Annotated in this window: 18 protein-coding genes and 3 tRNA genes; 12 read left to right on the forward strand and 9 right to left on the reverse strand. The window is 66.4% G+C overall.

Features of this window, described 5'->3' with window-relative positions:
* Positions 1–292: 292 nt before the first annotated feature.
* The 3 genes from ACR9ZH_RS16870 to lexA form a co-directional block, all read right to left on the reverse strand.
* Positions 293–1,702 carry a Y-family DNA polymerase gene (locus ACR9ZH_RS16870; RefSeq protein ID WP_481291918.1) on the reverse strand — a complete coding sequence of 470 codons (1,410 nt, stop codon included), beginning with the start codon at positions 1,700–1,702 and terminating at the stop codon, positions 293–295.
* Between the two features lie 73 nt (positions 1,703–1,775).
* On the reverse strand, positions 1,776–2,405 hold the full coding sequence (imuA, locus tag ACR9ZH_RS16875; RefSeq protein ID WP_481291919.1) for a translesion DNA synthesis-associated protein ImuA: 630 nt from the start codon (positions 2,403–2,405) through the stop codon (positions 1,776–1,778).
* A 2-nt stretch (positions 2,406–2,407) separates the two neighbouring features.
* Entirely contained in the window at positions 2,408–3,034 is a 627-nt protein-coding gene (gene lexA, locus ACR9ZH_RS16880) for a transcriptional repressor LexA (protein ID WP_481291920.1), read from the reverse strand.
* 109 nt (positions 3,035–3,143) lie between these two features.
* Between lexA and ACR9ZH_RS16885 the strand changes: the two genes are divergently transcribed.
* From ACR9ZH_RS16885 to ACR9ZH_RS16895, 3 genes are read left to right on the forward strand one after another with little or no spacing between them, the layout of a single operon-like run.
* The gene (locus ACR9ZH_RS16885) at positions 3,144–4,262 is read left to right on the forward strand and encodes an MFS transporter (protein ID WP_481291921.1); all 1,119 of its coding nucleotides are present in this window, start codon (positions 3,144–3,146) and stop codon (positions 4,260–4,262) included.
* 19 nt (positions 4,263–4,281) lie between these two features.
* A complete protein-coding gene (locus tag ACR9ZH_RS16890) occupies positions 4,282–4,902 on the forward strand; it encodes an HAD family hydrolase (protein ID WP_481291922.1) in 621 nt (206 codons plus the stop codon).
* The gene (locus ACR9ZH_RS16895; protein WP_481291923.1) at positions 4,899–5,669 is read left to right on the forward strand and encodes a DeoR/GlpR family DNA-binding transcription regulator; all 771 of its coding nucleotides are present in this window, start codon (positions 4,899–4,901) and stop codon (positions 5,667–5,669) included. The genes ACR9ZH_RS16890 and ACR9ZH_RS16895 overlap by 4 nt, the downstream gene beginning before the upstream one ends.
* A gap of 19 nt (positions 5,670–5,688) precedes the next feature.
* Here the strand turns inward: ACR9ZH_RS16895 and ACR9ZH_RS16900 are convergent, their stop codons facing one another.
* Positions 5,689–6,456: a hypothetical protein gene (locus ACR9ZH_RS16900; RefSeq protein ID WP_481291924.1), complete on the reverse strand. Its 768-nt coding sequence runs from the start codon at positions 6,454–6,456 to the stop codon at positions 5,689–5,691.
* A gap of 213 nt (positions 6,457–6,669) precedes the next feature.
* Complete coding sequence (ppsA, locus tag ACR9ZH_RS16905) at positions 6,670–9,042, reverse strand: phosphoenolpyruvate synthase (RefSeq protein ID WP_481291925.1); 2,373 nt, start codon at positions 9,040–9,042, stop codon at positions 6,670–6,672.
* Between the two features lie 186 nt (positions 9,043–9,228).
* Here ppsA and ppsR point away from each other — a divergent pair, with 186 nt between their 5' ends.
* Positions 9,229–10,044, forward strand: coding sequence for a posphoenolpyruvate synthetase regulatory kinase/phosphorylase PpsR (gene ppsR / locus ACR9ZH_RS16910; RefSeq protein WP_481291926.1), 816 nt, complete (start codon positions 9,229–9,231; stop codon positions 10,042–10,044).
* A 31-nt stretch (positions 10,045–10,075) separates the two neighbouring features.
* On the forward strand, positions 10,076–10,543 hold the full coding sequence (locus ACR9ZH_RS16915) for a DUF1249 domain-containing protein (RefSeq protein ID WP_481291927.1): 468 nt from the start codon (positions 10,076–10,078) through the stop codon (positions 10,541–10,543).
* Positions 10,544–10,721: 178 nt separating this feature from the next.
* On the opposite strand, the gene ACR9ZH_RS16920 is transcribed toward ACR9ZH_RS16915, so the two are convergent.
* The 3 genes from ACR9ZH_RS16920 to ACR9ZH_RS16930 form a co-directional block, all read right to left on the reverse strand.
* A tRNA-Asp gene (locus ACR9ZH_RS16920) sits at positions 10,722–10,798 on the reverse strand.
* A 68-nt stretch (positions 10,799–10,866) separates the two neighbouring features.
* Positions 10,867–10,942: transfer RNA gene (locus ACR9ZH_RS16925), tRNA-Glu, on the reverse strand.
* A gap of 11 nt (positions 10,943–10,953) precedes the next feature.
* Positions 10,954–11,029: transfer RNA gene (locus tag ACR9ZH_RS16930), tRNA-Ala, on the reverse strand.
* A gap of 116 nt (positions 11,030–11,145) precedes the next feature.
* Here ACR9ZH_RS16930 and ACR9ZH_RS16935 point away from each other — a divergent pair.
* The 5 genes from ACR9ZH_RS16935 to ACR9ZH_RS16955 all read left to right on the forward strand — a co-directional run bounded on the left by ACR9ZH_RS16935 (position 11,146) and on the right by ACR9ZH_RS16955 (position 16,246).
* Complete coding sequence (locus ACR9ZH_RS16935) at positions 11,146–12,906, forward strand: cation:proton antiporter (RefSeq protein ID WP_481291928.1); 1,761 nt, start codon at positions 11,146–11,148, stop codon at positions 12,904–12,906.
* 164 nt (positions 12,907–13,070) lie between these two features.
* Complete coding sequence (locus ACR9ZH_RS16940) at positions 13,071–13,847, forward strand: FKBP-type peptidyl-prolyl cis-trans isomerase (protein WP_481291929.1); 777 nt, start codon at positions 13,071–13,073, stop codon at positions 13,845–13,847.
* Positions 13,848–13,999: 152 nt separating this feature from the next.
* Positions 14,000–15,349 (forward strand): UDP-glucose dehydrogenase family protein, encoded by a 1,350-nt coding sequence (locus ACR9ZH_RS16945; protein ID WP_481291930.1) that lies wholly within the window; start codon positions 14,000–14,002, stop codon positions 15,347–15,349.
* Entirely contained in the window at positions 15,342–15,554 is a 213-nt protein-coding gene (locus ACR9ZH_RS16950; protein ID WP_481291931.1) for a SlyX family protein, read from the forward strand. The genes ACR9ZH_RS16945 and ACR9ZH_RS16950 overlap by 8 nt, the downstream gene beginning before the upstream one ends.
* A gap of 23 nt (positions 15,555–15,577) precedes the next feature.
* Complete coding sequence (locus ACR9ZH_RS16955; RefSeq protein WP_481291932.1) at positions 15,578–16,246, forward strand: DUF2058 family protein; 669 nt, start codon at positions 15,578–15,580, stop codon at positions 16,244–16,246.
* A 163-nt stretch (positions 16,247–16,409) separates the two neighbouring features.
* On the opposite strand, the gene ACR9ZH_RS16960 is transcribed toward ACR9ZH_RS16955, so the two are convergent.
* On the reverse strand, positions 16,410–18,467 hold the full coding sequence (locus tag ACR9ZH_RS16960; RefSeq protein ID WP_481291935.1) for a 3-hydroxyacyl-CoA dehydrogenase NAD-binding domain-containing protein: 2,058 nt from the start codon (positions 18,465–18,467) through the stop codon (positions 16,410–16,412).
* Positions 18,468–18,628: 161 nt separating this feature from the next.
* On the opposite strand from ACR9ZH_RS16960, the gene ACR9ZH_RS16965 reads away from it, so the two are divergent.
* Together ACR9ZH_RS16965 and ACR9ZH_RS16970 are read left to right on the forward strand one after the other, a co-directional pair.
* Positions 18,629–19,105 carry a hypothetical protein gene (locus ACR9ZH_RS16965; RefSeq protein ID WP_481291933.1) on the forward strand — a complete coding sequence of 159 codons (477 nt, stop codon included), beginning with the start codon at positions 18,629–18,631 and terminating at the stop codon, positions 19,103–19,105.
* 3 nt (positions 19,106–19,108) lie between these two features.
* A partial coding sequence (locus ACR9ZH_RS16970) for a diguanylate cyclase domain-containing protein (protein ID WP_481291934.1) occupies positions 19,109–20,836 on the forward strand: 1,728 nt, incomplete at its 3' end.

The raw sequence follows: 20,836 nt of genomic DNA on the forward strand, positions 1-20,836 counted from the left end.
GCAAGGCGCGCTCCTACAAAGGCTGCCGCGCGAACCAGCGTAGGAGCGCGCCCTGCGCGCGACATGTTTTGAGGCCGTGACCTGGGGCTGGCGCGTAAATCCGTTGACTGGGGCGAAAAGATGTCGCGCACAAGGCGCGCTCCTACAACGGCTGCCGTGCGAACCAGCGTAGGAGCGCGCCCTGCGCGCGACATGTTTTGAGGCCGTGACCTGGGGCTGGGCCGTGAGTCCGTTGACTGGGGCGAAAAGATGTCGCGCGCAAGGCGCGCTCCTACAAAGGCTGTCGCGCATGTCAGGCGAACCAGCCATGCAGCATCCAGCCGTCCAGGGTGCCAGTCGGCAGGTACGCCCATGCCTGCTGGCCTTGCGCGGTGCGCACGATGTAGTAATCGCGGCGCGTGTCGCCGCCGTCCCACCAGCCGCTTTCGATGCGTTCGGGGCCGGCGAGCACGGCTGCCGGTTCGGGCCGCATCGGCTGTGGCCGCGGCAGCAGCCAGAGCGGCCGGCGGCGGCCCGGTGGCGATACCGTGCCGGTGGGTTTGCCGTAACGGGACGCGTATTCGGGACGGTGGTCGGCGACCAGCGCGATCTGGCGCAGTGCCGCGTCGCCGAGGCGCGCACGCAGGCGCTCGTCCAGCGTGGGCCAGTCCAGGCCGTCGCCCCGCACGGGCTCGAACAGGTCGCGTACGGGCGGCCGGAACACCGGCAGTTCGGCGGCGTCGAGCTCGATCGCCCGCGCGGGAGCGGGCAGGACCGTGCGCTCCAGGCGCGTGCGCGCCAGTTCGAACAAGCGCTCGGCATCGCGCTGCGGCGCGGCCATGGCGACCGCCACGGAGGTGGTTTCACCACGCGCATGCTCGAGGGTGAGGGTGAAGCGCTGCACGCCTCCATCGCGCGCGGCAAGCTGGTTGGCGAGTGCGCGGGTGAGGCGTCGCAGAGGGAAAAGCAGCGGCTGGCTACCGTCCAGTTCGCCGTCGAACTCGATCTTCTGCCGGAAGCTCGCCGGCGGCTGCCATGCCGGCAGCACGTCGGACGCACGGCCTTGCACGCGATCGAGCCAGTTCACGCCTTCGCGCCCGATGCGTCGCGTCAGCTCGGGACGCGGCAGGCGCATCACTTCCTCGAGGCGGCGGAAACCCATTGCCTGCAATGAGGTCACCGTGGCGGCAGGCAGGCCGCTCTGTGTCAGCGGCAAGGCGCCGAGCATGCGCCGCACGCCCTCATGTTCGGGCAACACCATGCCGTCGGCGCTCGCGGCGAACACCCAGGAAGCGGCGGGGAAAGGCGTGACCGCCAGCGTATGCGCATGACCCTGTTCGGCCAGGCCTTCGCGCAGCCGGCCTGCCAGCACGGGCCAGCCGTCGAACAGACGCAGGCTGGCGCCGACTTCCATCAGGATGGCGTTTGGTGGCACGAGGCTCACGTGGCCGCTGAACTGGTAACACCAGGCGGCCAGTTCGGCGAGCAGGCGCGCTTCCGCCTCGGGATCGCGCGGACGTACTTCGAGAGCGGGACACAAGGCGCGCGCAGCGGCAAGGCTTTGCCCGCGACGAACGCCGAGTGATGAGGCCTCGGCGTTCGTCGCGGCAATCAGGCGCTGGCGCGCCTTGTGGTCCAGCAGGGCGGAGGGGCCTGCCTCCGGTACCGCGGCGAAGGCGGCGGAGAACGCCAGGCCGGGAAAACGGAGGCAGGCCCAAAGCATGACTGCGTAAGAATGGCGACGACGGTGCGTCCGTCATGACGGCGTGGCAAGTGCGACGTCATGAAGGCTTCCATCAGGCCCGCATGCGCAGCAGCGGAGCGGTGGTGGTCAGCAACCCCCGCGACTTCAGCACGTCCACGTAGGTGGCTTCGTCGCTGTTGCTGACCTTGAGGCGTAGCGCGGCCGGACTGTTCTGTGCGGCGTGCGCGGCGGGGCGGAAAATCATGGCGCAGGCGTCGCCGCTTTCGGCGGCCAGTTGCAGCCGGCGCAGGCTGCGGTAATCGATGTCCGGCAACCAGCCGACCACGGCGCCGCAGCAACCCGAGCGCAGGCATTGCTCCATGCTCCAGGCGGCCTCGGTGCTGCCGGCGTGGATCTCGTGCAGGAAGCGCAGGTCCACTCCCGCCGCCGCGAGCGCGGGCGCATAAGGCAGGTAGGGCGGGGCGACGAAGATCACCCGGCGGTGTTCCTGGGTAAGCGCGGCCAGCGCAGGCATCACCAGGTCCAGTTCGCCGAGACCGTCGTGCTCGAACAGGATCTCGCTCAGCGCACCCTGCGGCCAGCCGCCACCGGGAAGCTTCGCGTCCAGCGAGGTCCAGCCCGTGGACAACGCGCGCACGCGCGGCTGGCGATCGGCGGAGCGGCGCCAGATACCGGGATGGTCGAGCACCTGGGCAAGGGTCGGGGTGGCAATGGCGTTCATGGTCAGGTCCTGCGGATGATGCCGACGTAACGCCCTTCGATGGCGAACGCGTGGCGGCGTGGGTCGACTTCGATGGGATCGAAGTCGGGGTTTTCGGGCAGCAACAGGAGACGGTCGCGCTCGTGCTTCAGGCGCTTCACGGTGACTTCGTCGTCGAGGCGCGCGACGACGATCTGGCCGTCGTTCGCCGTGGCGGTCTTGTGCACGGCGAGCAGGTCGCCGTCGAGAATGCCGGCGTCGCGCATGCTCATGCCTACCACGCGCAGGAGGTAGTCGGCGCGCGGGCGGAACAGCGCGGGATCGACTTCCAGCTGCGACTCGATGTTCTCTTCGGCGAGGATGGGCGAACCCGCGGCGACACGGCCGATCAGAGGCAGGTCGTTCGCGGCCGCCATGCCGCGGTAGCCGCTGTCGCCGGCCGGCAGGCGCAGGCCGCGATGCTGCGGCGAGCGTTCCAGCACGCCCTTCTTCACCAGCGACTCCACGCAGGCCTGCGCGGAGCTGTGGCTGGAGAAGCCCAGTGCTTCGGCGATTTCGCGCAGCGTAGGGGGGAGCCCCTGGCTCTGCAGGTATTCCCGCAGGAAGGCTAAGGTCTTTTGCTGACGCTCTGTGAGGGAGGGAGTGGGCATGCGTACATTTGTACAGAGGTCCATGAAGCAGCGCAAGAGGCGAGGATGATTTGCACGTTCTTGCACGATTGCGTACAGTGATGCGCAATCTCCACCGAAAGGAAGCCTCATGCACCCCGCACGAGCGACCCGTCTCATCTTCCTCCTCTCCGGCATCGGCATGGCCAGCTGGGCGCCGATGGTTCCCTATGCCAAGGCCAGGCTCGGGCTCGACGAGGCCACCCTGGGCCTCGTGCTGCTATGCATGGGCTGCGGTGCCGTCGCGGCGATGCCGCTCGCGGGTTTCCTGAGCCACCGCTACGGCAACCGCGACGTGATCGGGGTCAGCGCCTTGATGGTCTGCGTGGCCTTGCCCTTGCTGACGATCGCACCGAACGCGTACTGGCTGGGTGCCGCGCTGCTGTTCTTCGGCGCCTCGCTGGGTGTCGTGGACGTGGCCATGAACGCGCATGCGGTGGACGTCGAGAAGCATGCCGGCAAGCCGATGATGTCGGGCTTCCATGGTCTCTTCAGCGTGGGCGGCCTGGTCGGTTCGGCAGGCATGGCTGCCTTGCTGAAGGCAGGCGCGCCGCTTACCGGCAGCGCCCTGGCGGTGTCGGGCGGCCTGCTGGCGATCGTGGCGACGCAGTGGAGGCACTTCATCGTCCGGCTGCACGACTCGGGCGAAACGCATTCCATTTTCCGTCTGCCGTCCGCTGCCGTGCTCCTGCTCGGTTTCCTCTGCCTCGTGGTGTTCCTGGCGGAAGGCGCGATGCTGGACTGGAGCGCGGTCTTCCTGCGCTATTCGCGCGGCTTCGACCCTTCGCTGGCCGGCCTGGGTTATGCGGCGTTCTCCGTCGCCATGGCCTGTGGCCGCCTCCTCGGCGATCGCATCACGGCGTCGGTGGGACCGGTGACGATCGTCCGCGCCGGCGCTTTCGTCGCCGCGCTGGGTTTCTTCCTCGCCACCATGCTGCCGTGGGGACCCATGGCGCTGCTGGGCTTCGTCCTCGTCGGCATCGGCGCGTCGAACATCGTCCCTGTGCTGTTCAGTGCCGCCGGCCGCCAGCCGCGTACCTCGCCGGGGATCGCCATCGCCACGGTGACCTCGCTGGGCTACGCGGGCATGCTCGCCGGGCCCGCGGCCATCGGTTTCGTGGCCCAGCACAGCAGCCTGTCCATCGCCCTCGCCGGCGTCGCGGTGCTGCTTGTCGTCGTCTCGGTCTGCGCGTCCATCGCGCGGCGTTAAACCTTCCCAAGGAGCCACCATGCACAGCAAGCGCGATGTCGTGATCTTCGATTTCGGCGGGGTCCTGATCGACTGGAACCCGCGTTACCTCTACAGGAAGCTGTTCGGCGACGACGAGGCGGCGATGGAGGCCTTCCTCGCCGAAGTCACCACGCCGGAGTGGAACCTGCAGCAGGATGCGGGACGCTCGTGGGACGAGGCGGTGCGCCTGCTCACGGCGGAACATCCGACCAAGGCGGAACTCATCGCGGCCTACCAGCACCGCTGGGAAGAGACGCTCGGCGGTCCCATCGACGACAGCCTGCATATCCTGCGCGAGCTGAAACAGGCGGGGCATCCGCTCTACGGCCTCACCAACTGGTCGCAGGAAACCTTTCCGGTCGCGCTCGAGCGCTTCGATTTCCTCGCCTTGTTCGACGGCATCGTGGTGTCGGGCAAGGAGGGCATGGTGAAGCCCGATCCGAAGCTCTACGAAACGCTGCTCGAGCGTTACGACATCGACCCGTCGCGTGCCGTGTTCATCGACGACAACAAGGTGAACGTGGAGGCGGCGGAAGCCCTGGGTATCCATGGCATCCATTTCCATACGCCGGCGCAGTTGCGCGCCGAACTGGTGGAGCTCGGTTTCCTGCCGCGATGAACGCGCCGTTCGACACCACGCTGCCGCGCGAACGGCAGCAGCTGATCCTCGAACGCCTCGGCCGCGACGGCAAGGTGATCGCCGCCGACCTCGCCCAGGAGTTCCGCGTCTCAGAGGATTCCATCCGCCGCGACCTGCGCGACCTCGCGGCGCAGGGGCTGTGCCGGCGCGTCTATGGCGGCGCCTTGCTCATGCAGCACGTGGCGCCGCTGGGCGAGCGTCATGCGGAACGTGCGGAACTGAAGCGTGCCCTCGCGCGGGTGGCCGCGGGGCTGGTGGGAGAGGGGCAGATCCTCTTCATCGACGCCGGCTCGACCAATACCGCGCTGGCCAAGGCGCTGCCGGATCATCGCGATCTCACGGTGGTGACCAATGCGCCGGACGTGGCGATGGCAGTGCTCGGCCGTCCCGGCTTCGAGGTGATCCTGCTCGGCGGCCGCGTAGATCCGCGGATCGGTGGGGCGATCGGTTCGCGCACGGTGCGCCAGGCGCAGGACATCCGCGCCGACCTGTGTTTTCCCGGGGTCTGCGCGATCGATCCGGAGCGTGGGCTATGGACCTTCGACGAAGAGGAGACCGTGTTCAAGCAGGCCATCATCGAGGCTAGCGGAGAGACGGTGGCCATCGCCACGCCGGACAAGCTGGTGGCTTCGGCGACGCACCATACGGCACCGATCGCCGGTATCGCGCACCTCGTCGTATCCGCCGATACCGATGCAGCGGTGATGGCGCGCTATCGCGCAGCCGGCGTCGCCGTCCACATGTAGGAACCTGCTTTTTTTGCTGTCACATAGGGCATTTTCGATGCACGATGGACGGGCCGTATTCGTCATACTCCTCTCTGGAAATAGATGCATTCATGGCAGACGTGTTGGACGCCCTGATCGAGCCGCCGAGCCACGCGGCATTCTGTGGATTGGCTGGGCTGGTCAGGTTGACCACCGTGTTCGGTGGCACAAGCGTCTTGATCCTGTCTTTCACCGGGGCAGATAGTTTCCCGTCGACCTCGCCCACCAACACGATGTTTCCGAAGAGCGTGAAGCGGAAATCGAAATCATTCTTCATGACGGCGTCGTAGATCAGCGTAGCGAGCTGCTGCTCGCCGCCATAGTTTTCGCCAAGGATGGCATGAATCTGCAGGCTGCCCTGGAATAAGGGAGTCACTTGCACCCGTCCAGCGCCCACATAGACGACGACACCCGTGGACGCGCCTTGCAGCGTCAGTACGGCTGTTGCTTGGATTTGTATGGAAAAAGCGGGAACCCAGAATGTTTCAAAAGCAATCTGCGTTATTTTTTCCAAATATGCTCTCGGCGTCTGCGATAGCAAGATTACGAAAAGGACGACTTCTCGCGGCGACACGTCCATTCTGGAAAACGCCTGCGCGACGAGACGTTCATAAGCGTCCCAATTCACCGTTTCCGTTTCTGCCAAAGGACCACTTGGCATGCGATCCAGGGTGGTGCCGCTCCATCGGGGCGCCTCCTCTCCCGCAAATCCGGCACGTATCGATGCCATGCCGATATCCATCACGACCACCGGCACCTCTTCCATGTCGTACCTCCTTGTTAACGCGTAGCCGTGCGTTAAAGCCATCCCCCGCCGTATCGGAAGATGGCATGGGGGAGGTTAAAGCCTGGTCAACGCGTGCGCCTGCACGCGACAGTTATTAGTCTCGATTCCGGAGCTGGCGCGCCAGCTCCGTATCAAGGCCTTGAACATATCGCACCCGACGCGGGCATAAACGCGCGGGGCGCGCTCCTGTGATCAGCCGGCCTTTTTCTTGGCCAGGCGTAACCACGTATCGACAACGGTATCCGGGTTCAGCGACATCGATTCGATGCCCTGTTCCATCAGCCACTCGGCAAGGTCCGGGTGGTCGGAGGGGCCCTGGCCGCAGATGCCTACGTACTTGCCCTTTTCGCGCGCCGTGCGGATCGCCATGGCGAGCAGCTTCTTCACCGCCGGGTCGCGCTCGTCGAACAGGTGGGCGACGATGCTCGAATCGCGGTCGAGGCCGAGGGTGAGCTGGGTGAGGTCGTTGGAGCCGATCGAGAAGCCGTCGAAGATGTCGAGGAACTCGTCGGCCAGCAGGGCGTTCGAGGGGACTTCGCACATCATGATGACCTTGAGGTCGTGCTCGCCCTGGACCAGGCCGTTCTTGCGCAGCACCTCCACCACCTTGCGGCCTTCGTCCAGCGTGCGCACGAACGGGATCATCACCCACACGTTGGTGAGACCCATCGTCTCGCGAACGTATTTCACCGCCTTGCACTCGAGCGCGAAGGATTCGGCGAAGCCCGGATCGACGTAACGGCTGGCGCCGCGATAGCCGATCATGGGGTTCTCTTCGTGCGGCTCGTAACGCGAGCCGCCGAGCAGGCCGGCGTATTCGTTCGACTTGAAGTCCGACAGGCGCACGATCACCGGCTTCGGATAGACCGAGGCAGCGATGGTCGCGATGCCTTCGCCAAGGCGGTCGACGTAGAACGAGACGGGGTCCTTGTAGCCGGCGATGCGCGCGTCGATTCGCGCCTTGGTCTCGGCGTCCTGCTTCGCGTATTCGAGCAGTGCCTTCGGATGCACGCCGATATGGCTGGCGATGATCATTTCGAGGCGGGCGAGGCCGATGCCGGCGTTCGGCAGCATGCCGAAGTCGAACGCGCGCTCCGGGTTGGCCACGTTCATCATGATCTTCAGCGGCGCTTCGGGCATGGCGCCGAGGTCGGCGGTGATGCGCTCGAACTTCAGCACGCCTTCGTAGATCGTGCCGGTGTCGCCTTCGGCGCAGGACACGGTGACGTCGGCACCGTCCGGAATGGCTTCGAGCGCGTTACCGCAGCCGACCACGGCCGGCACGCCGAGTTCGCGCGCGATGATCGCGGCATGGCAGGTGCGGCCGCCGCGGTTGGTGACGATCGCCGCGGCGCGCTTCATCACCGGTTCCCAGTCGGGATCGGTCATGTCGGCCACGAGCACGTCGCCGGGCTGCACCTTGTTCATGTCGGCGAGCGAGCGGATGACGCGGGCCTTGCCGGCGCCGATCTTCTGGCCGATCGCGCGGCCCTCGGTGAGCACCTTGCCCTTTTCACCGAGCTGGAAGCGCTCCAGCGTGGTCGCGTGGGAGCGCGACTTCACCGTTTCCGGGCGTGCCTGCACGATGTACAGCTTGCCGGTGTGGCCGTCCTTCGCCCATTCGATGTCCATGGGGCGGCCGTAGTGCTTTTCGATGACCAGGGCCTGGCGCGACAGTTCCTCCACGTCGGCATCGTCGATGCAGAAGCGGTGACGGTCCTGCACCGGGGTTTCCTCGATGCGCACGCGCTCGCCGGGCTGGTCGGAATAGACCATGCGCTGCTGCTTCGCGCCGAGGCTGCGGCGCAGCACCGCCGGCTTGCCTTCGCGCAGCGTGGGCTTGAATACGTAGAACTCGTCCGGATTCACGGCGCCTTGCACGACCATTTCGCCGAGGCCGTAGGAGCCGGTGACGAACACCACGTCGCGGAAGCCGGATTCGGTGTCGAGGGTGAACAGCACGCCGGAAGCTCCGACGTCCGAACGCACCATCAACTGCACGCCGGCGGAGAGGAACACGTCCTCGTGCTTGAAGCCCTGGTGCACGCGGTAGGCGATGGCGCGGTCGTTGTACAGCGAGGCGAAGACTTCCTTGACCTTGTGGAGCACGTCGTCGATGCCGACCACGTTGAGGAAGGTTTCCTGCTGGCCCGCGAACGAGGCATCGGGCAGGTCTTCCGCGGTGGCGGAGGAGCGCACGGCCACGGCGATGTCGGTGGCGCCGGCGTCCTTGCAGAGCTTGATGTAGGCCTCGCGGATGGCCTGTTCGAGGTCGGCGGGCAGGGCGGTGTCGACGATCCAGCCGCGGATCTCCTTGCCGCCACGGGTCAGTTCGTCCACGTCGTCCACGTCGAGGGTGGAGAGGCGCTCGGCGATGCGCTTCGCGAGGCCGCTCTTCTCGAGGTAGGTCTGGAAGGCGTCGGCCGTGGTGGCGAAGCCACCCGGGACGGAGACACCCAGTTTCGCCAGGTTGCCGATCATCTCGCCAAGGGAGGCATTCTTGCCGCCCACCTTGCCCAGGTCGGTCATGCGTAGCGCGTCGAGCCAGAGTACCAGGTCGCTCAAAGGGAAATCCTCACATCGGTTCGTCGGATCGGCGGCGGGCCGCGCTGGAAAATCCGCTTATTGTCGGGGGGTGGTCCGCGCGGAAACAAGGCGCGACGCACAAACGTTCAGGGATCATGCGGGGTGGATCGTTATGAAGGCGTCTTGAGATAAGGTTGGCCCATGGACCATGCAGGGAAACGCCCGATGCGCCGCACCGTGTTCTTCATCTCCGATTCCACCGGCATCACGGCCGAAACCATCGGCAACAGCATGCTGGCCCAGTTCGACGGGGTGCAGTTCGACACCCACCGGCTGCCTTTCATCGACAACCCGGCCAAGGCCGAGGCGGCCTGCCTGAGGATCAAGACGAAGTACGCCCAGGACGGCCAGCGCCCCATCGTGGTCAACACGATGACCTCGCGCAGCCTCTGCGACATCGTCGCGGGTAGCGGGGCGTTGATGCTCGACGTGTTCGCCCCCTTCATCGAGCCGCTGGAGGCGGAACTGGGCGCAAAGCAGTCCGGCGCGGTGAACCGCTCGCATGGCCTGGTGGATTTCGAACGTTACGAAGCCCGTATCGAGGCCACCAACTATGCCCTGGCGCACGACGACGGCCTGGATGTGGACTACAACCAGGCGGACGTGGTGCTGGTGGGCGTGTCCCGTTCCGGCAAGACCCCCACCTGCCTCTACATGGCCTTGCATTACGGCGTGTGCGCCGCCAACTATCCCCTCACGGACGACGACCTCGACAAGCTCGAATTGCCGATGCGCCTCCGCCCCTATCGCAGCCGGCTGTTCGGGCTCACCATCGATCCCGTCCGCCTGGCACAGATCCGCGAGCAGCGCCGTCCCGGCAGCCGCTACGCCACGTTGAAACAATGCCGTTGGGAACTGGAGCAGGCCGACCGGCTGATGCGGCGGGAGAACATACCGGTCCTCAACACAACGCACACCTCGATCGAGGAAATCTCGAGCAAGATCTTCGAATACCTCGGCATCGAGCGTCACATGTACTAGACGAAAACCTTTACGGAGCCGCGCCACGCCCATGACTGCCGTCATCGAACGCCCAACCGCCCTCATCCCGGGACGCTTTGAGTTCCTGATGGGCCTGTACGCGGAGAACTACCACCGCCTGGCGCGGTTGTTCGCGCCGCAGCGGCTGGCGCCGGGGCGCTACGTTTCCGACGTGGACGACGGGCTGAAGGTGCTGCTCGACGTACAGGAGAAGCACCCGTACACGCTCGAGCTCGAACTGACCTACGACTTCCTCGACGAGACCACCGGCCAGCCGTCGCCGTCCGCGCAGCTGCGCATGTACACCGACGCGCACGTGGCCGAGGCCTTGCACTGCCATCCCGGGCGCAAGCTGTCGCAGGTGCTGGGGCCGTTCCCGCCGGCGCATACCGTGCTGCAGCACCGCCTGCGCATGAACGGCTTCCTCAGCCGCTGGCTGGAATACCTGGCGGAGCAGGGGCACTCCATCGGCACGCTGGAGCGCCACGACGACAGGTAGGAGCGCGCCTGCGCGTTTATGCCCGTGTCGGGTACGACATGTTTTGAGGCCGTGACCTGGAGCTGGCGCGCAGGCTTGCGGACTGGTGCGAAAGGCTGTCGCGCGCAAGGCGCGCTCCTACAGGGGCGAATTGGGGGCAAAAAAAATCCGCCGGATGGCGGATTCCTTTTGGAGGTAATGGCGGAGCGGACGGGACTCGAACCCGCGACCTCCGGCGTGACAGGCCAGCATTCTAACCGACTGAACTACCGCTCCACACTACGTTCCACTTCCAACAACAACCAACTTCCTCAGTCCTTTACACTCTCCGGCAGGCCGGAAAGTGGCGTCCCCACGGGGATTCGAACCCCGGTCGCCACCGTGAAAGGGTGATGTCCTAGGCCTCTAGACGATGGGGACGTACTAGAAGTTGGTGGAGCCAGCCGGGATCGAACCGGCGACCTCCTGCATGCCATGCAGGCGCTCTCCCAGCTGAGCTATGGCCCCCTGCTGGAAGCCGCAAAGATTAAGCCCGGGCCGGGATTCCGTCAAGCATTCATTACACTTTTTTTGAATTTATTTTCGACGCGGTAACCTGTCCCTCCATACACACAGGGACACGCATGCACGGCATCGTCTTCATCCAGGACCTGGCCACGGTGATGCTCGTGGCCGGCCTCACCACGGTGCTTTTCCAGCGCCTCAGGCAGCCTGTCGTGCTCGGTTACATCATCGCCGGAATGATCGTGGGACCGCATACGCTGCCGGTCATCTTCATCCACGACGAAGAAACGATCCGCACGCTGTCGGAGCTGGGCATGATCCTGCTCCTGTTCGCGCTGGGTCTGGAGTTCAGTCTCAAGAAACTTCGCGCCGTGGGCGGCGCGGCGCTCGTCGCGGCGTTCGCCGAGATCGTGCTGATGGTATGGATCGGCTACGAGATGGGCCGCTTCTTCGGCTGGTCGACGATGGATTCGCTGTTCCTCGGCGCCATGCTCTCGATTTCCTCGACGACGATCATCATGAAGGCGCTCGAGGACCTCGGCCTCAAGCGCGAGCGCTTTGCCCAGCTGATGTTCGGCATCCTCATCGTGGAGGACCTGCTGGCGATCGTGCTGATGGCGCTGCTGACCGGCATCGCGGGCACAGGGGGCGTGGAGGCGGGCGAGGCGCTGGAGGCCGTGGGACGGCTCGGTCTGTTCATGGCGGTGTCGCTGGTGGTCGGCCTGCTGCTGGTGCCGCGCGTGGTCGATTACATCGCGCGGGTGAGCCGCAACGACGTCCTCCTGGTCGCCGTGCTCGGGATCTGTTTCGGCTTCTGCCTGCTGGTAACGGAGATGGGCTACAGCGTGGCCCTCGGCGCCTTCATGATCGGCGCGATCGTGGCCGAGTCGGAAAGCGTGGTACGGATCGAGCGCATCGTGACGCCGGTGCGCGACATGTTCAGCGCGGTATTCTTCGTCGCCATCGGCATGCTGATCGATCCGGACCTGCTGCTCGAATACGCGGGGCCCATCACCGTGGTCACCATCGCGGTGGTGCTGGGCAAGGTGATCACATGCAGTTTCGGCAGCTTCGTCGCAGGCAACGACGGGCGCACGTCCTTGCGCGTGGGCATGGGGCTGGCGCAGATCGGCGAATTCTCGTTCGTCATCGCCTCGCTCGGGCTCACGCTCAAGGTGACCAGCGGCTTCCTCTATCCGGTGGCCGTGGCGGTCTCGGCGATCACCACCTTCCTCACCCCCTACCTGATCCGCTCATCCGATCCATTGGCCCGTCTGCTCGGGCGCGCATTGCCGGACCGCGTCACGGGCGTCTTCGGCGCCTATACGGAATGGATGGGCAGCCTGGGCCTGCAGGGGCAGGGCGCCATCGTGATGAAGATGATCCGCCGGCTGGTCTGGCACGTGATCATCAACACGGCACTGGTGGTAGCGGTGTTCATCATCGTGGCCTTTGCCTATCGCCGCGGCTTCCTTCACCTTGACCTGCTCAGCGACGAGCCCACGGTACGCCGCAGCCTCGCGTGGTCCGCCGCGGCGTTGCTGTCCCTGCCCATGATCGTCGCGGCCTACCGCAAGGCCGGCGCCCTGGGGATGCTCCTCGCCGAACTGTCGATCCCGGATCGTTTCGGCTCGCGTACCTACCGGATCCGTTCCGTCCTCGGCCGGATCATCCCGCTGGTGGCCATGGCGATCATGGGCCTGCTCGTGGCGGCCCTCGCTTCCACCATCCTGCCACCCAGGGAGGTGGCCCTGGTCCTGGTCCTGGTGGGTATCGGCCTCGCCTGGTTGCTCTGGCGGGTGCTGGTCCAGGTGCATGCCCGCCTGCAGGCGGCGATCCGCGACACCCTGGAGAAGCCCGGTCAGGACCACCCAGAGTGACCGGGTCCGCATTTCATGAAATATTCCTGAACTTTTCCTGTGAAAGCCTGTCTCTCGCCCCGTCATTGCAAGCTGGACGCGAACCACCGCACAATGGCGTTTCTGCCTCCACAAGGAGGTGCGTACCGGCGGCCTCGCCGAATCTTTCCAAGAGGGAGTATCGAATGAAGCACTTTTTGCGTCCCACGATGACGGCCGTCGCCCTGGCGGTTGCGCTGGGTACGGCCGCGGGCGCATCCGCCCAGGCCGCCAAGCCGGCTGCCTCTGCGGCATCCGTCGACAAGCAGAAGGCCAGCTATGTCGTCGGTTGGGATCTGGCCAGCTCGCTTCCGCCGCTCGTCGCGAAGGAAGTGGATGCCGCCACTGTCGCCAAGGCTCTGCAGGCTGCGCTCTCGGGCCAGAAGCCGACCATGTCGGAAGCCGAAGCCAAGTCGGTGCGTGAAGCCTTCGTCGCGCAGCTGAAGGTCAAGGCCGAAGCCGAGTACAACAAGGTCGCCACGCAGAACAAGCAGGAAGGCGACGCTTTCCTCGCCAAGAACAAGAGCGCGCCGGGCGTGAAGGTCACCTCGTCGGGCCTGCAGTACCAGGTCGTCCAGGCCGGCACCGGCCAGCGTCCGGGTCCGAACGACACGGTCACCATCAATTACACCGGCACCTTCGTGAACGGCGAGAAGTTCGACTCCTCGGCCGACCACCAGCCGGCCGGCCCGGCGAAGATTCCTCTCGCCGCGGTGATCCCGGGCTTCCGCGAAGGCCTGCAGCTGATGCAGACGGGCGGCAAGTACAAGCTGTTCATCCCGTCCAACATCGCCTACGGCGCCAAGCCGGAAAACGGCTTCCCGCCGAATGCGACGATCATCTTCGACGTCGAACTACTCAAGACCGAAGCGACCCCGGCCGGCAAGGCCCCGGCTGCCGCTCCGGCTGGCGGCGGCAAGTAAGCCCAGGCACCAGGAAACACCGAAGGGCGCGGAGCGATCCGCGCCCTTCTTTTATGTGGGAACCGTTTTATGGGGAGCCGGTTTTGTTTGCTCCGGCTCCCCTCCGGACTACAATTGACCGTTACGACGACGTCGGCAGCTCCGGGAGCTACATGAAAGTCACGATCTTTGGCACGGGCTACGTAGGCCTCGTCACGGGCGCCTGCCTCGCCGAGATGGGCAACCACATCGTCTGCGTCGACGTGGACGCGCGCAAGGTCGAGCGACTGAAGGCCGGCGACATCCCCATCTTCGAACCCGGCCTGGAACCGATGGTGGTGCGCAACCATGAGCAGGGCCGCCTGGCCTTCACCACCGATGCCGAACCTGCGGTCGCGCATGGTGACGTCGTGTTCATCGCCGTGGGCACCCCTCCCGACGAAGACGGCAGCGCGGACCTGCAATACGTATTGACCGTGGCGAAGACCATCGGCGACCACATCGATCGCTATACGGTGGTGGTGAACAAATCGACCGTGCCCGTCGGCACCGCCGATCGCGTGCGCGCCGCCGTCGCGGCACGCCTCGAGGCGCGCGGCGTGGACGTTCCCTTCGACGTGGTCTCGAATCCCGAGTTCCTGAAGGAGGGCGACGCGGTGGAGGACTGCCTGCGTCCGGACCGCATCGTGGTCGGTGCCTCCAGCCCGAAGGCAATCGGCGTGCTGCGCAAGCTCTATGCGCCGTTCAACCGGAACCACGATCGCATGGTGGTGATGGACGAGCGCTCGGCCGAGCTTACGAAGTACGCCGCGAACGCCATGCTCGCGACGAAGATCAGCTTCATGAACGAGATCGCGAACATCGCGGAGCACGTGGGCGCCGACGTGGAACTCGTACGCAAGGGCATCGGCGCCGATCCGCGTATCGGCTACCACTTCATCTATCCGGGCGCCGGCTACGGCGGTTCCTGCTTCCCGAAGGACGTCCAGGCGCTGGCTCGCACGGCGCAGTCGGTCGGCTACCAGGCGCGCCTGCTCGATGCCGTGGAAACGGTGAACGACGCGCAGAAGTCGCGCCTGTTCGCGCTGCTCTCGAAGCATTTCGACGGCAAGCTCAAGGGGCGTACGGTCGCCATCTGGGGGCTTGCTTTCAAACCGAACACCGACGACATGCGCGAAGCGTCGAGCCGCCGCCTCATGGAGCAGCTGTGGGACGCCGGCGCGAACGTGCGCGCCTTCGATCCGGAAGCCGCGGACGAAACCCGGCGCATCTACGGCGAGCGCGAGGACCTGACGCTGGTCGAACGTCCTTACGAGGCGCTCGAGGGGGCGGATGCCCTGGCCATCGTCACGGAATGGAAGGCCTTCCGCAGCCCGGACTTTGCACGCGTGAAATCGCTGCTGGCCACCCCGGTGATTTTCGACGGACGCAACCTCTACGACCCGGCTGCGGTCGAGGAGGCGGGCATCGCCTATTACGGCATCGGCCGTGGCCGCAGCCTGAACGGGCGCGAGCATGGCTGAAGTCGATGAGCGCCTGACCGAGCTCGAGGTGCGCCTCGCCTTCATCGACGATACCGTCAACGGCCTTTCGTCGGCGGACGCGGAAATCGCACGCCGGCTGGACCTGCTGGAACGGGCCGTGCGCGAATTGCGCTCGGACCTCGTGAACATGCGTGCGGGCCTTGGAAGCGACCCCGCGACCGAACCCCCGCCGCCGCATTACTGAGCATCGAACGAGCCTTACCGATCATGGCAGAGTCCCTGCGCGACCAGTTGTTGAAGAGCGGCCTCGTGAAGGAAATTCACGAGGAGAAGAAGAAATCCGCGCCGCTAGCGCGGCAGGGCGGCAAGCCACATGGCGGCAGACCCAACCAGGATGGCAGGTCCAATCAAGGCGGACGGCCCAACCAGGGTGGGAAGCCGAACCAAGGTGGCAGGCCGAACCAGGGTGGGAAGCCCAATCCGGGCGGGAGGCCGCAACAAGGCCGTCCGCAGCAGGCAGGGAAGTCCGGGGAAATCGACCTCGCCAGGGCGTACGCCATCCGTGCACAGAAGGAAGCCACGGAACGGAAGCAGGCCGAAGCCGAAGCCGCCGAGCGGGCGCGGCTGCGCAAGGAAAAGAAGCGCAAGGTCGAAGAGCTGCTGAAGGGCAAGGCGCTGAACCTGGCCGACGCGGACCAGGTGCGCCATTTCCCTTACGGGGAAAAGATCCGGCGCGTCTATGTGGACGCGAAGCAGCTCGCTGCGTTGAACGCCGGCGAGCTCGGCGTCGTGCAGCAGGGCGGACGCTACCTCATCGTCGAGAAGACTGTGATCGAGGAACTGCGCGCCATCGCGCCCGAGTTCATCGCGCTGCTGGTCGACCCGAACGCCACAAGCGAATCCGACGACGGCGTGCCCGACGACCTGATGTGGTAATGGCCAAGGTCGTGGTCCACGACGCGATGTCGTAACGCGACGCACGTAGGAGCGCGCCTGCGCGCGACATGTTTTGAGGCCGTGACTGAAAGCTGGCGCGCCAGCTTTGGGACTACGGCGAAAAGATGTCGCGCGCAAGCGCGCTCCTACAGCGCGGGGCGGGTTATGCAGCCGGTGCGGAGAGTTCGGGGTTTTCCCAGCCTTCCTTTCTCGCGAAGCGCGCGCCGTGCTTTTGCTCCAGCTTCGCCAGGCGCTCGCGTACCGCGGCCAGGCCTTCGCTGCGCACGTACTGGATCGGACCGCCGCGGAACGGAGCGAAGCCCGTACCGAAGATCACGCCGGCGTCGAGCAGGTCTGCATCGTCCACCACGTTCTCCGCGAGGCAGGCGATGGCCTCGTTGACCATCGGCAGGATCATCCGGTCCTGGATGTCCGCCGGCGGTACGTAATCCGGATCGACTTCCGGCTTGTCCGGCTTGCCGTCCCTCCACACGTACAGGCCTTCGCCGTCCTTCTTGCCGCGCTTGTTCGCCGCGATCTTCTCCTCGAAGCCCTGCGGCACCTCGAGGCCGAGGAACGGTGCAAGTTCGCGGCCCACCGAGGCGCAAACATCCAGGCCGACCGTATCGGCCAGTTCGATCGGTCCCATCGGCATGCCGAACTTCTTCGCCTCGCGATCAAGGACGGGCCCGGGCACGCCTTCGTTGTAAAGGCGCATGGCTTCCATGAGGTAAGGCATGAGGATGCGGTTGACGAGGAACCCGGGGGTGCCCTTCACCGGCACCGGCAGCTTGCCGATGGCCTTGCAGAAGGCGAGGGCGCGCTTCTCGATGGCGGGATCGAGCGCATCGTGGCGCACGACCTCGACCAGCGGCATCTGTGCCACGGGATTGAAGAAGTGCAGGCCGAGGAAGCGCTGCGGCGACTTCAGGCCCTGGCGCAGTTCGTCGAGCGGGATGGACGAGGTATTGCTCGCGAGGATCTCGTCGGCCTGGAACTGCGGTTCGATCGCGGCATAGAGCGCGTGCTTCGCCTCGGGGTTTTCGAAGATGGCCTCGATGGCAAGATCGGCACCGGCGACGCCGCTGCCCTCCACGTCGGCGCGCAAGCGCGCCATGGCCGCCTCGATCTTCGCAGGCACCTTCAGTTTTTTCTCGAACAGGCCGCGTGCGCGGGCAATGGCCGGCTCGATGAAGCGCGCCTCGCGGTCCTGCAGCGTGACCTGGAACCCCTTGAGTGCGGACCACGCGGCGATGTCGCCGCCCATGGTGCCGGCACCGACGACGTGCACGTGGGAAATGCCATGGTCGATGCCGCCGCCAAGTCCCTTGAGGCGTTCCTGCAGGAAGAAAATGCGGATGAGGTTGTGTGCCGTCGACGTCGTGGCCAGCCTGGCCACCGATTTCGCCTCCAGCTTCAGCCGCTGCTGGATGCTGCCGCCGCCGCGCGCCCAGGTATCGATGAGCGCGAACGGAGCGGGGTAGTGTTCCTTGCGGACCTTGGCCGCCGTCTGCTTGCGCACCATCGGCGCAAGCACGGCGCGCGCTAGCAGTGTGTTGCTGGCCCAGCCCTTCGCCCGCTGCGCGAACGGCCGTGCCACCGGGCGCCGCGCGAGTTCGCGCGCCTCGGCGAGGAGTTCGTCGGGACGGGCGAGCCGGTCGACCAGACCCACGGTTTTCGCCCGGCGCGCACTGAACGGCTTGCCCGTGAGCATCGCCTGGAGCGCATCCGGCGCGCCGATCAGCCGCGGCAGGCGTGCGCTGCCGCCCCAGCCAGGATGGATGCCCAGCATCACTTCCGGCAGTCCGATCTTCGTGGCGTCGTCGTCGGCGGCGATACGCAGACGGCAGGCCAGCGCGAGTTCGGTGCCGCCGCCCATGCAGGCGCCGTGGATGGCAGCCACGGTGGGACAGGGCAGGCGCGCGAGGTTCTCGAAGACGCGCTGGCCGTGCTCGATGTTCTCGAGCACGGTGCCGGTGTGGGCGTATTCCACGAACTCGCGGATATCGGCGCCCACCGCGAATCCCATCGGCTTGGCGGAATGGATGACCACGCCGCGCGGGCCCCCGATGGCCAGCCGTTCGACCAGCGTATCCAGTTCATCGAGCAGCTCGCGGGACAGCGCGTTGGCGCTGGCGCCCTCCCGGTCGAGCGTGAGGACGACGATGCCGTCGTCGTCCACGCTGGTCTTCCAGTGCTTGAATCGAAGTCCTTCGAACATGGCGATCGTGCGGTTGGCGAATGAGCGCACCACCATACCTTTCCCCCGGCCCGAATGCGAGATACCCCGCCGTATGGTCAGTCCGGTCGTCCTTGCGCACGGCTGGCGCGAGGACGGCGATTGGGCGGATACTTCGCGCTCGCCAGTTCCGTCCGAAGCCCATGGATTCCAACGTAGGGAACGATATCTTCGACCGCATCCTGTCGGCCTCCGGGCCGCTGGTGGCGTTGAAGACGGCCGATACGGCCTTGCTGGTGGAGCAGTTCCGGCTGGTGGCCCGGCGTACCGGGCAGGCGGTGTACCTGTGGCGCCACGCCGAGGGTCTGGTAAGCCTGCGCGATGCGCAGATGCGCGTACCGGGCTGCCTGCGCCTTGGCGATGCCCTCCGTTACATCCTGCACAGCCTGCATTTCGGCGTATACCTGCTCGACATGCCCGAGGGGATGCCCAGCGCGACCGACGGTGCGCTTTTGCGGCAACTTTCCCGCACCCAGACCGGCCACGTCCGCCGGATCGTCCTGCTTGGCGCCAGCCCCGGCTTGCTGGCCTCGTTCGAGGGCGACGTGTGGCGGGTGGATGCCGACTGGCAGGCGCGTTCGGCGGCGCCGCGCCTCCGCGACGGCCGTTGGGTGGTCTGACCAATGGCGGCGACGGTCGACGCAAACGGCGTGCTCATCTTCACGGCGCGGCGCGAGGTGCGCCGCGCGGTCTTCGACGCGCTGGACCTGGACGGTGAGTTCGCGCTGCTGAGCGCGCGAGACGCCGCGCAACTGGAGACGCTCCTCGCCGACGCGCCGCCGCTGCACGTAGTGGTGGTCGGCGCGGACGGCAGCGCCGACACCGAGCGCGGCCTGCGCATCCTGCGCGGCTCGCCGGCCTATGCGGGGTTGCCCATCGTCTACGTCGTGGACGACACGCCCGGCGTGGCACCGGAGGGTGCCCTCGACTGGCTGCGTGCCGGCGCGATCGCCGCCGAACTGGGGCAGCGCGTCCGCGCCGCGCTCCAGCTCCCCGCGGTGCCGGCCAAACCGGCGCCACCGCGCAGCGACTGGCGGTTCGCGTTCGATGCAGGCGCCGCCTGGGTCGTCGCCTCGACGCCGGACGGCTGCATCCTCGACAGCGGCGCCGCCATGGAGCGGCTGTGGGCCGGAAAGAGTCCTCTCCAGGGGCGGCTGTTGTCCGAAGTATTCGTGCTCGCGAACGCCGCCGCCTGGCCCGTACCCGATAGCGATGCCCTGGCCTGCAGCCTTCGCCGCGCCGATGGCAGCAAGGTCGGCGGCGAAGTGGACGTGCGCCATATCGTCGATCATGGCGTGCACCGCATCGCCGTGGCCTTCCGCGACCTGCGCACGGTGGATATCGCCGAGCGGGCGCTTTCACTGTTCGCCGTGCTCGATGCCTGTCCCAGCGACGACGACGGCATGAGCGAGGCGGCGGCTCTGCTTGCCGATGCGCTCGAACTCGACGTCGTGGCCGTCTGGTCCGCGCTGCCGGAAAGCGATGCCGGGCCCGAGGTGCTGGCGAGGATCTGGAACGGCCCGGCGCCGGTCGACTGGCCCGAGGCAGGCGACCTGCCGCTGTTGAAAGTGTGCCTCGGCGGCGAACCGCTCGTGCGCCTGGGCACTGACAGCGACGCACCCCTGGCCGATCCGCTCATCGAGGCGCTGGGACTGCGTTCGTACGTGTTGCTTCCGCTGCTGGACGAAAGGCGCAGCGTGATCGGCGCCATGCTGGCAGGCCGTCGTCATCTCGCGAGCGACGGGCGCGTGCTCGCGCCGGCGTTGCGCGCGGCCACGGCGAGGTTCGCCTCGGCGCTGGAACTGCGCCGTGCCCGCGAGCAGGGCCGCGCCCATGGCCTCGTCGACGCGCTTACCGGCCTGCCGAACCGGCTGCTCTTCAACGACCGCCTCGACACCACCATCCGCGAAGCGGGGCGTACTGGCGAATGCTTCGCCACGCTGCTGGTCGACCTCGACCGCTTCAGGAGCATCAACGAAACGCTCGGCCATGCGGTCGGCGACCAGGTGCTGACCTCGGTCGCGAAACGGCTGCGCGCTAGCGTGCGCGCCTCGGACACGGTGGCTCGCTATGCGGGGGACGAATTCACCCTGATCCTCCGCCACATCATCAAGCGCGACGACGTGCTGCGCATTGCCGAGAAGGTGGTGCAGGCCATGGAGCTGCCGCTGTCGCTGGCGGACGGCTCGGAGCTCCAGGCCACGGTGTCGGTGGGCATTTCATTCTTCCCGGAGGACGCCGCGGAAGGGGAATTGTTGCTGCGCCACGCCGACGAGGCCATGTACGGTGCCAAGAGCCTGGGCCGCAACAACTACCAGGTCTACGCCGCCAACGTGGACGCCGCGCAGCAG

The organism is Luteibacter sp. SVR4-7G (assembly GCF_056755555.1).

Coding starts and splice junctions, on each gene's coding strand:
- ACR9ZH_RS16870 (WP_481291918.1), bottom strand. CDS start 1,702: ATGCTTTGGGCCTGCCTCCGTTTTCCCGGCCTGGCGTTCTCCGCCGCC.
- imuA (WP_481291919.1), bottom strand. CDS start 2,405: ATGAACGCCATTGCCACCCCGACCCTTGCCCAGGTGCTCGACCATCCC.
- lexA (WP_481291920.1), bottom strand. CDS start 3,034: ATGCCCACTCCCTCCCTCACAGAGCGTCAGCAAAAGACCTTAGCCTTC.
- ACR9ZH_RS16885 (WP_481291921.1), top strand. CDS start 3,144: ATGCACCCCGCACGAGCGACCCGTCTCATCTTCCTCCTCTCCGGCATC.
- ACR9ZH_RS16890 (WP_481291922.1), top strand. CDS start 4,282: ATGCACAGCAAGCGCGATGTCGTGATCTTCGATTTCGGCGGGGTCCTG.
- ACR9ZH_RS16895 (WP_481291923.1), top strand. CDS start 4,899: ATGAACGCGCCGTTCGACACCACGCTGCCGCGCGAACGGCAGCAGCTG.
- ACR9ZH_RS16900 (WP_481291924.1), bottom strand. CDS start 6,456: ATGGAAGAGGTGCCGGTGGTCGTGATGGATATCGGCATGGCATCGATA.
- ppsR (WP_481291926.1), top strand. CDS start 9,229: ATGCGCCGCACCGTGTTCTTCATCTCCGATTCCACCGGCATCACGGCC.
- ACR9ZH_RS16915 (WP_481291927.1), top strand. CDS start 10,076: ATGACTGCCGTCATCGAACGCCCAACCGCCCTCATCCCGGGACGCTTT.
- ACR9ZH_RS16935 (WP_481291928.1), top strand. CDS start 11,146: ATGCACGGCATCGTCTTCATCCAGGACCTGGCCACGGTGATGCTCGTG.
- ACR9ZH_RS16940 (WP_481291929.1), top strand. CDS start 13,071: ATGAAGCACTTTTTGCGTCCCACGATGACGGCCGTCGCCCTGGCGGTT.
- ACR9ZH_RS16945 (WP_481291930.1), top strand. CDS start 14,000: ATGAAAGTCACGATCTTTGGCACGGGCTACGTAGGCCTCGTCACGGGC.
- ACR9ZH_RS16950 (WP_481291931.1), top strand. CDS start 15,342: ATGGCTGAAGTCGATGAGCGCCTGACCGAGCTCGAGGTGCGCCTCGCC.
- ACR9ZH_RS16955 (WP_481291932.1), top strand. CDS start 15,578: ATGGCAGAGTCCCTGCGCGACCAGTTGTTGAAGAGCGGCCTCGTGAAG.
- ACR9ZH_RS16960 (WP_481291935.1), bottom strand. CDS start 18,467: ATGTTCGAAGGACTTCGATTCAAGCACTGGAAGACCAGCGTGGACGAC.
- ACR9ZH_RS16965 (WP_481291933.1), top strand. CDS start 18,629: ATGGATTCCAACGTAGGGAACGATATCTTCGACCGCATCCTGTCGGCC.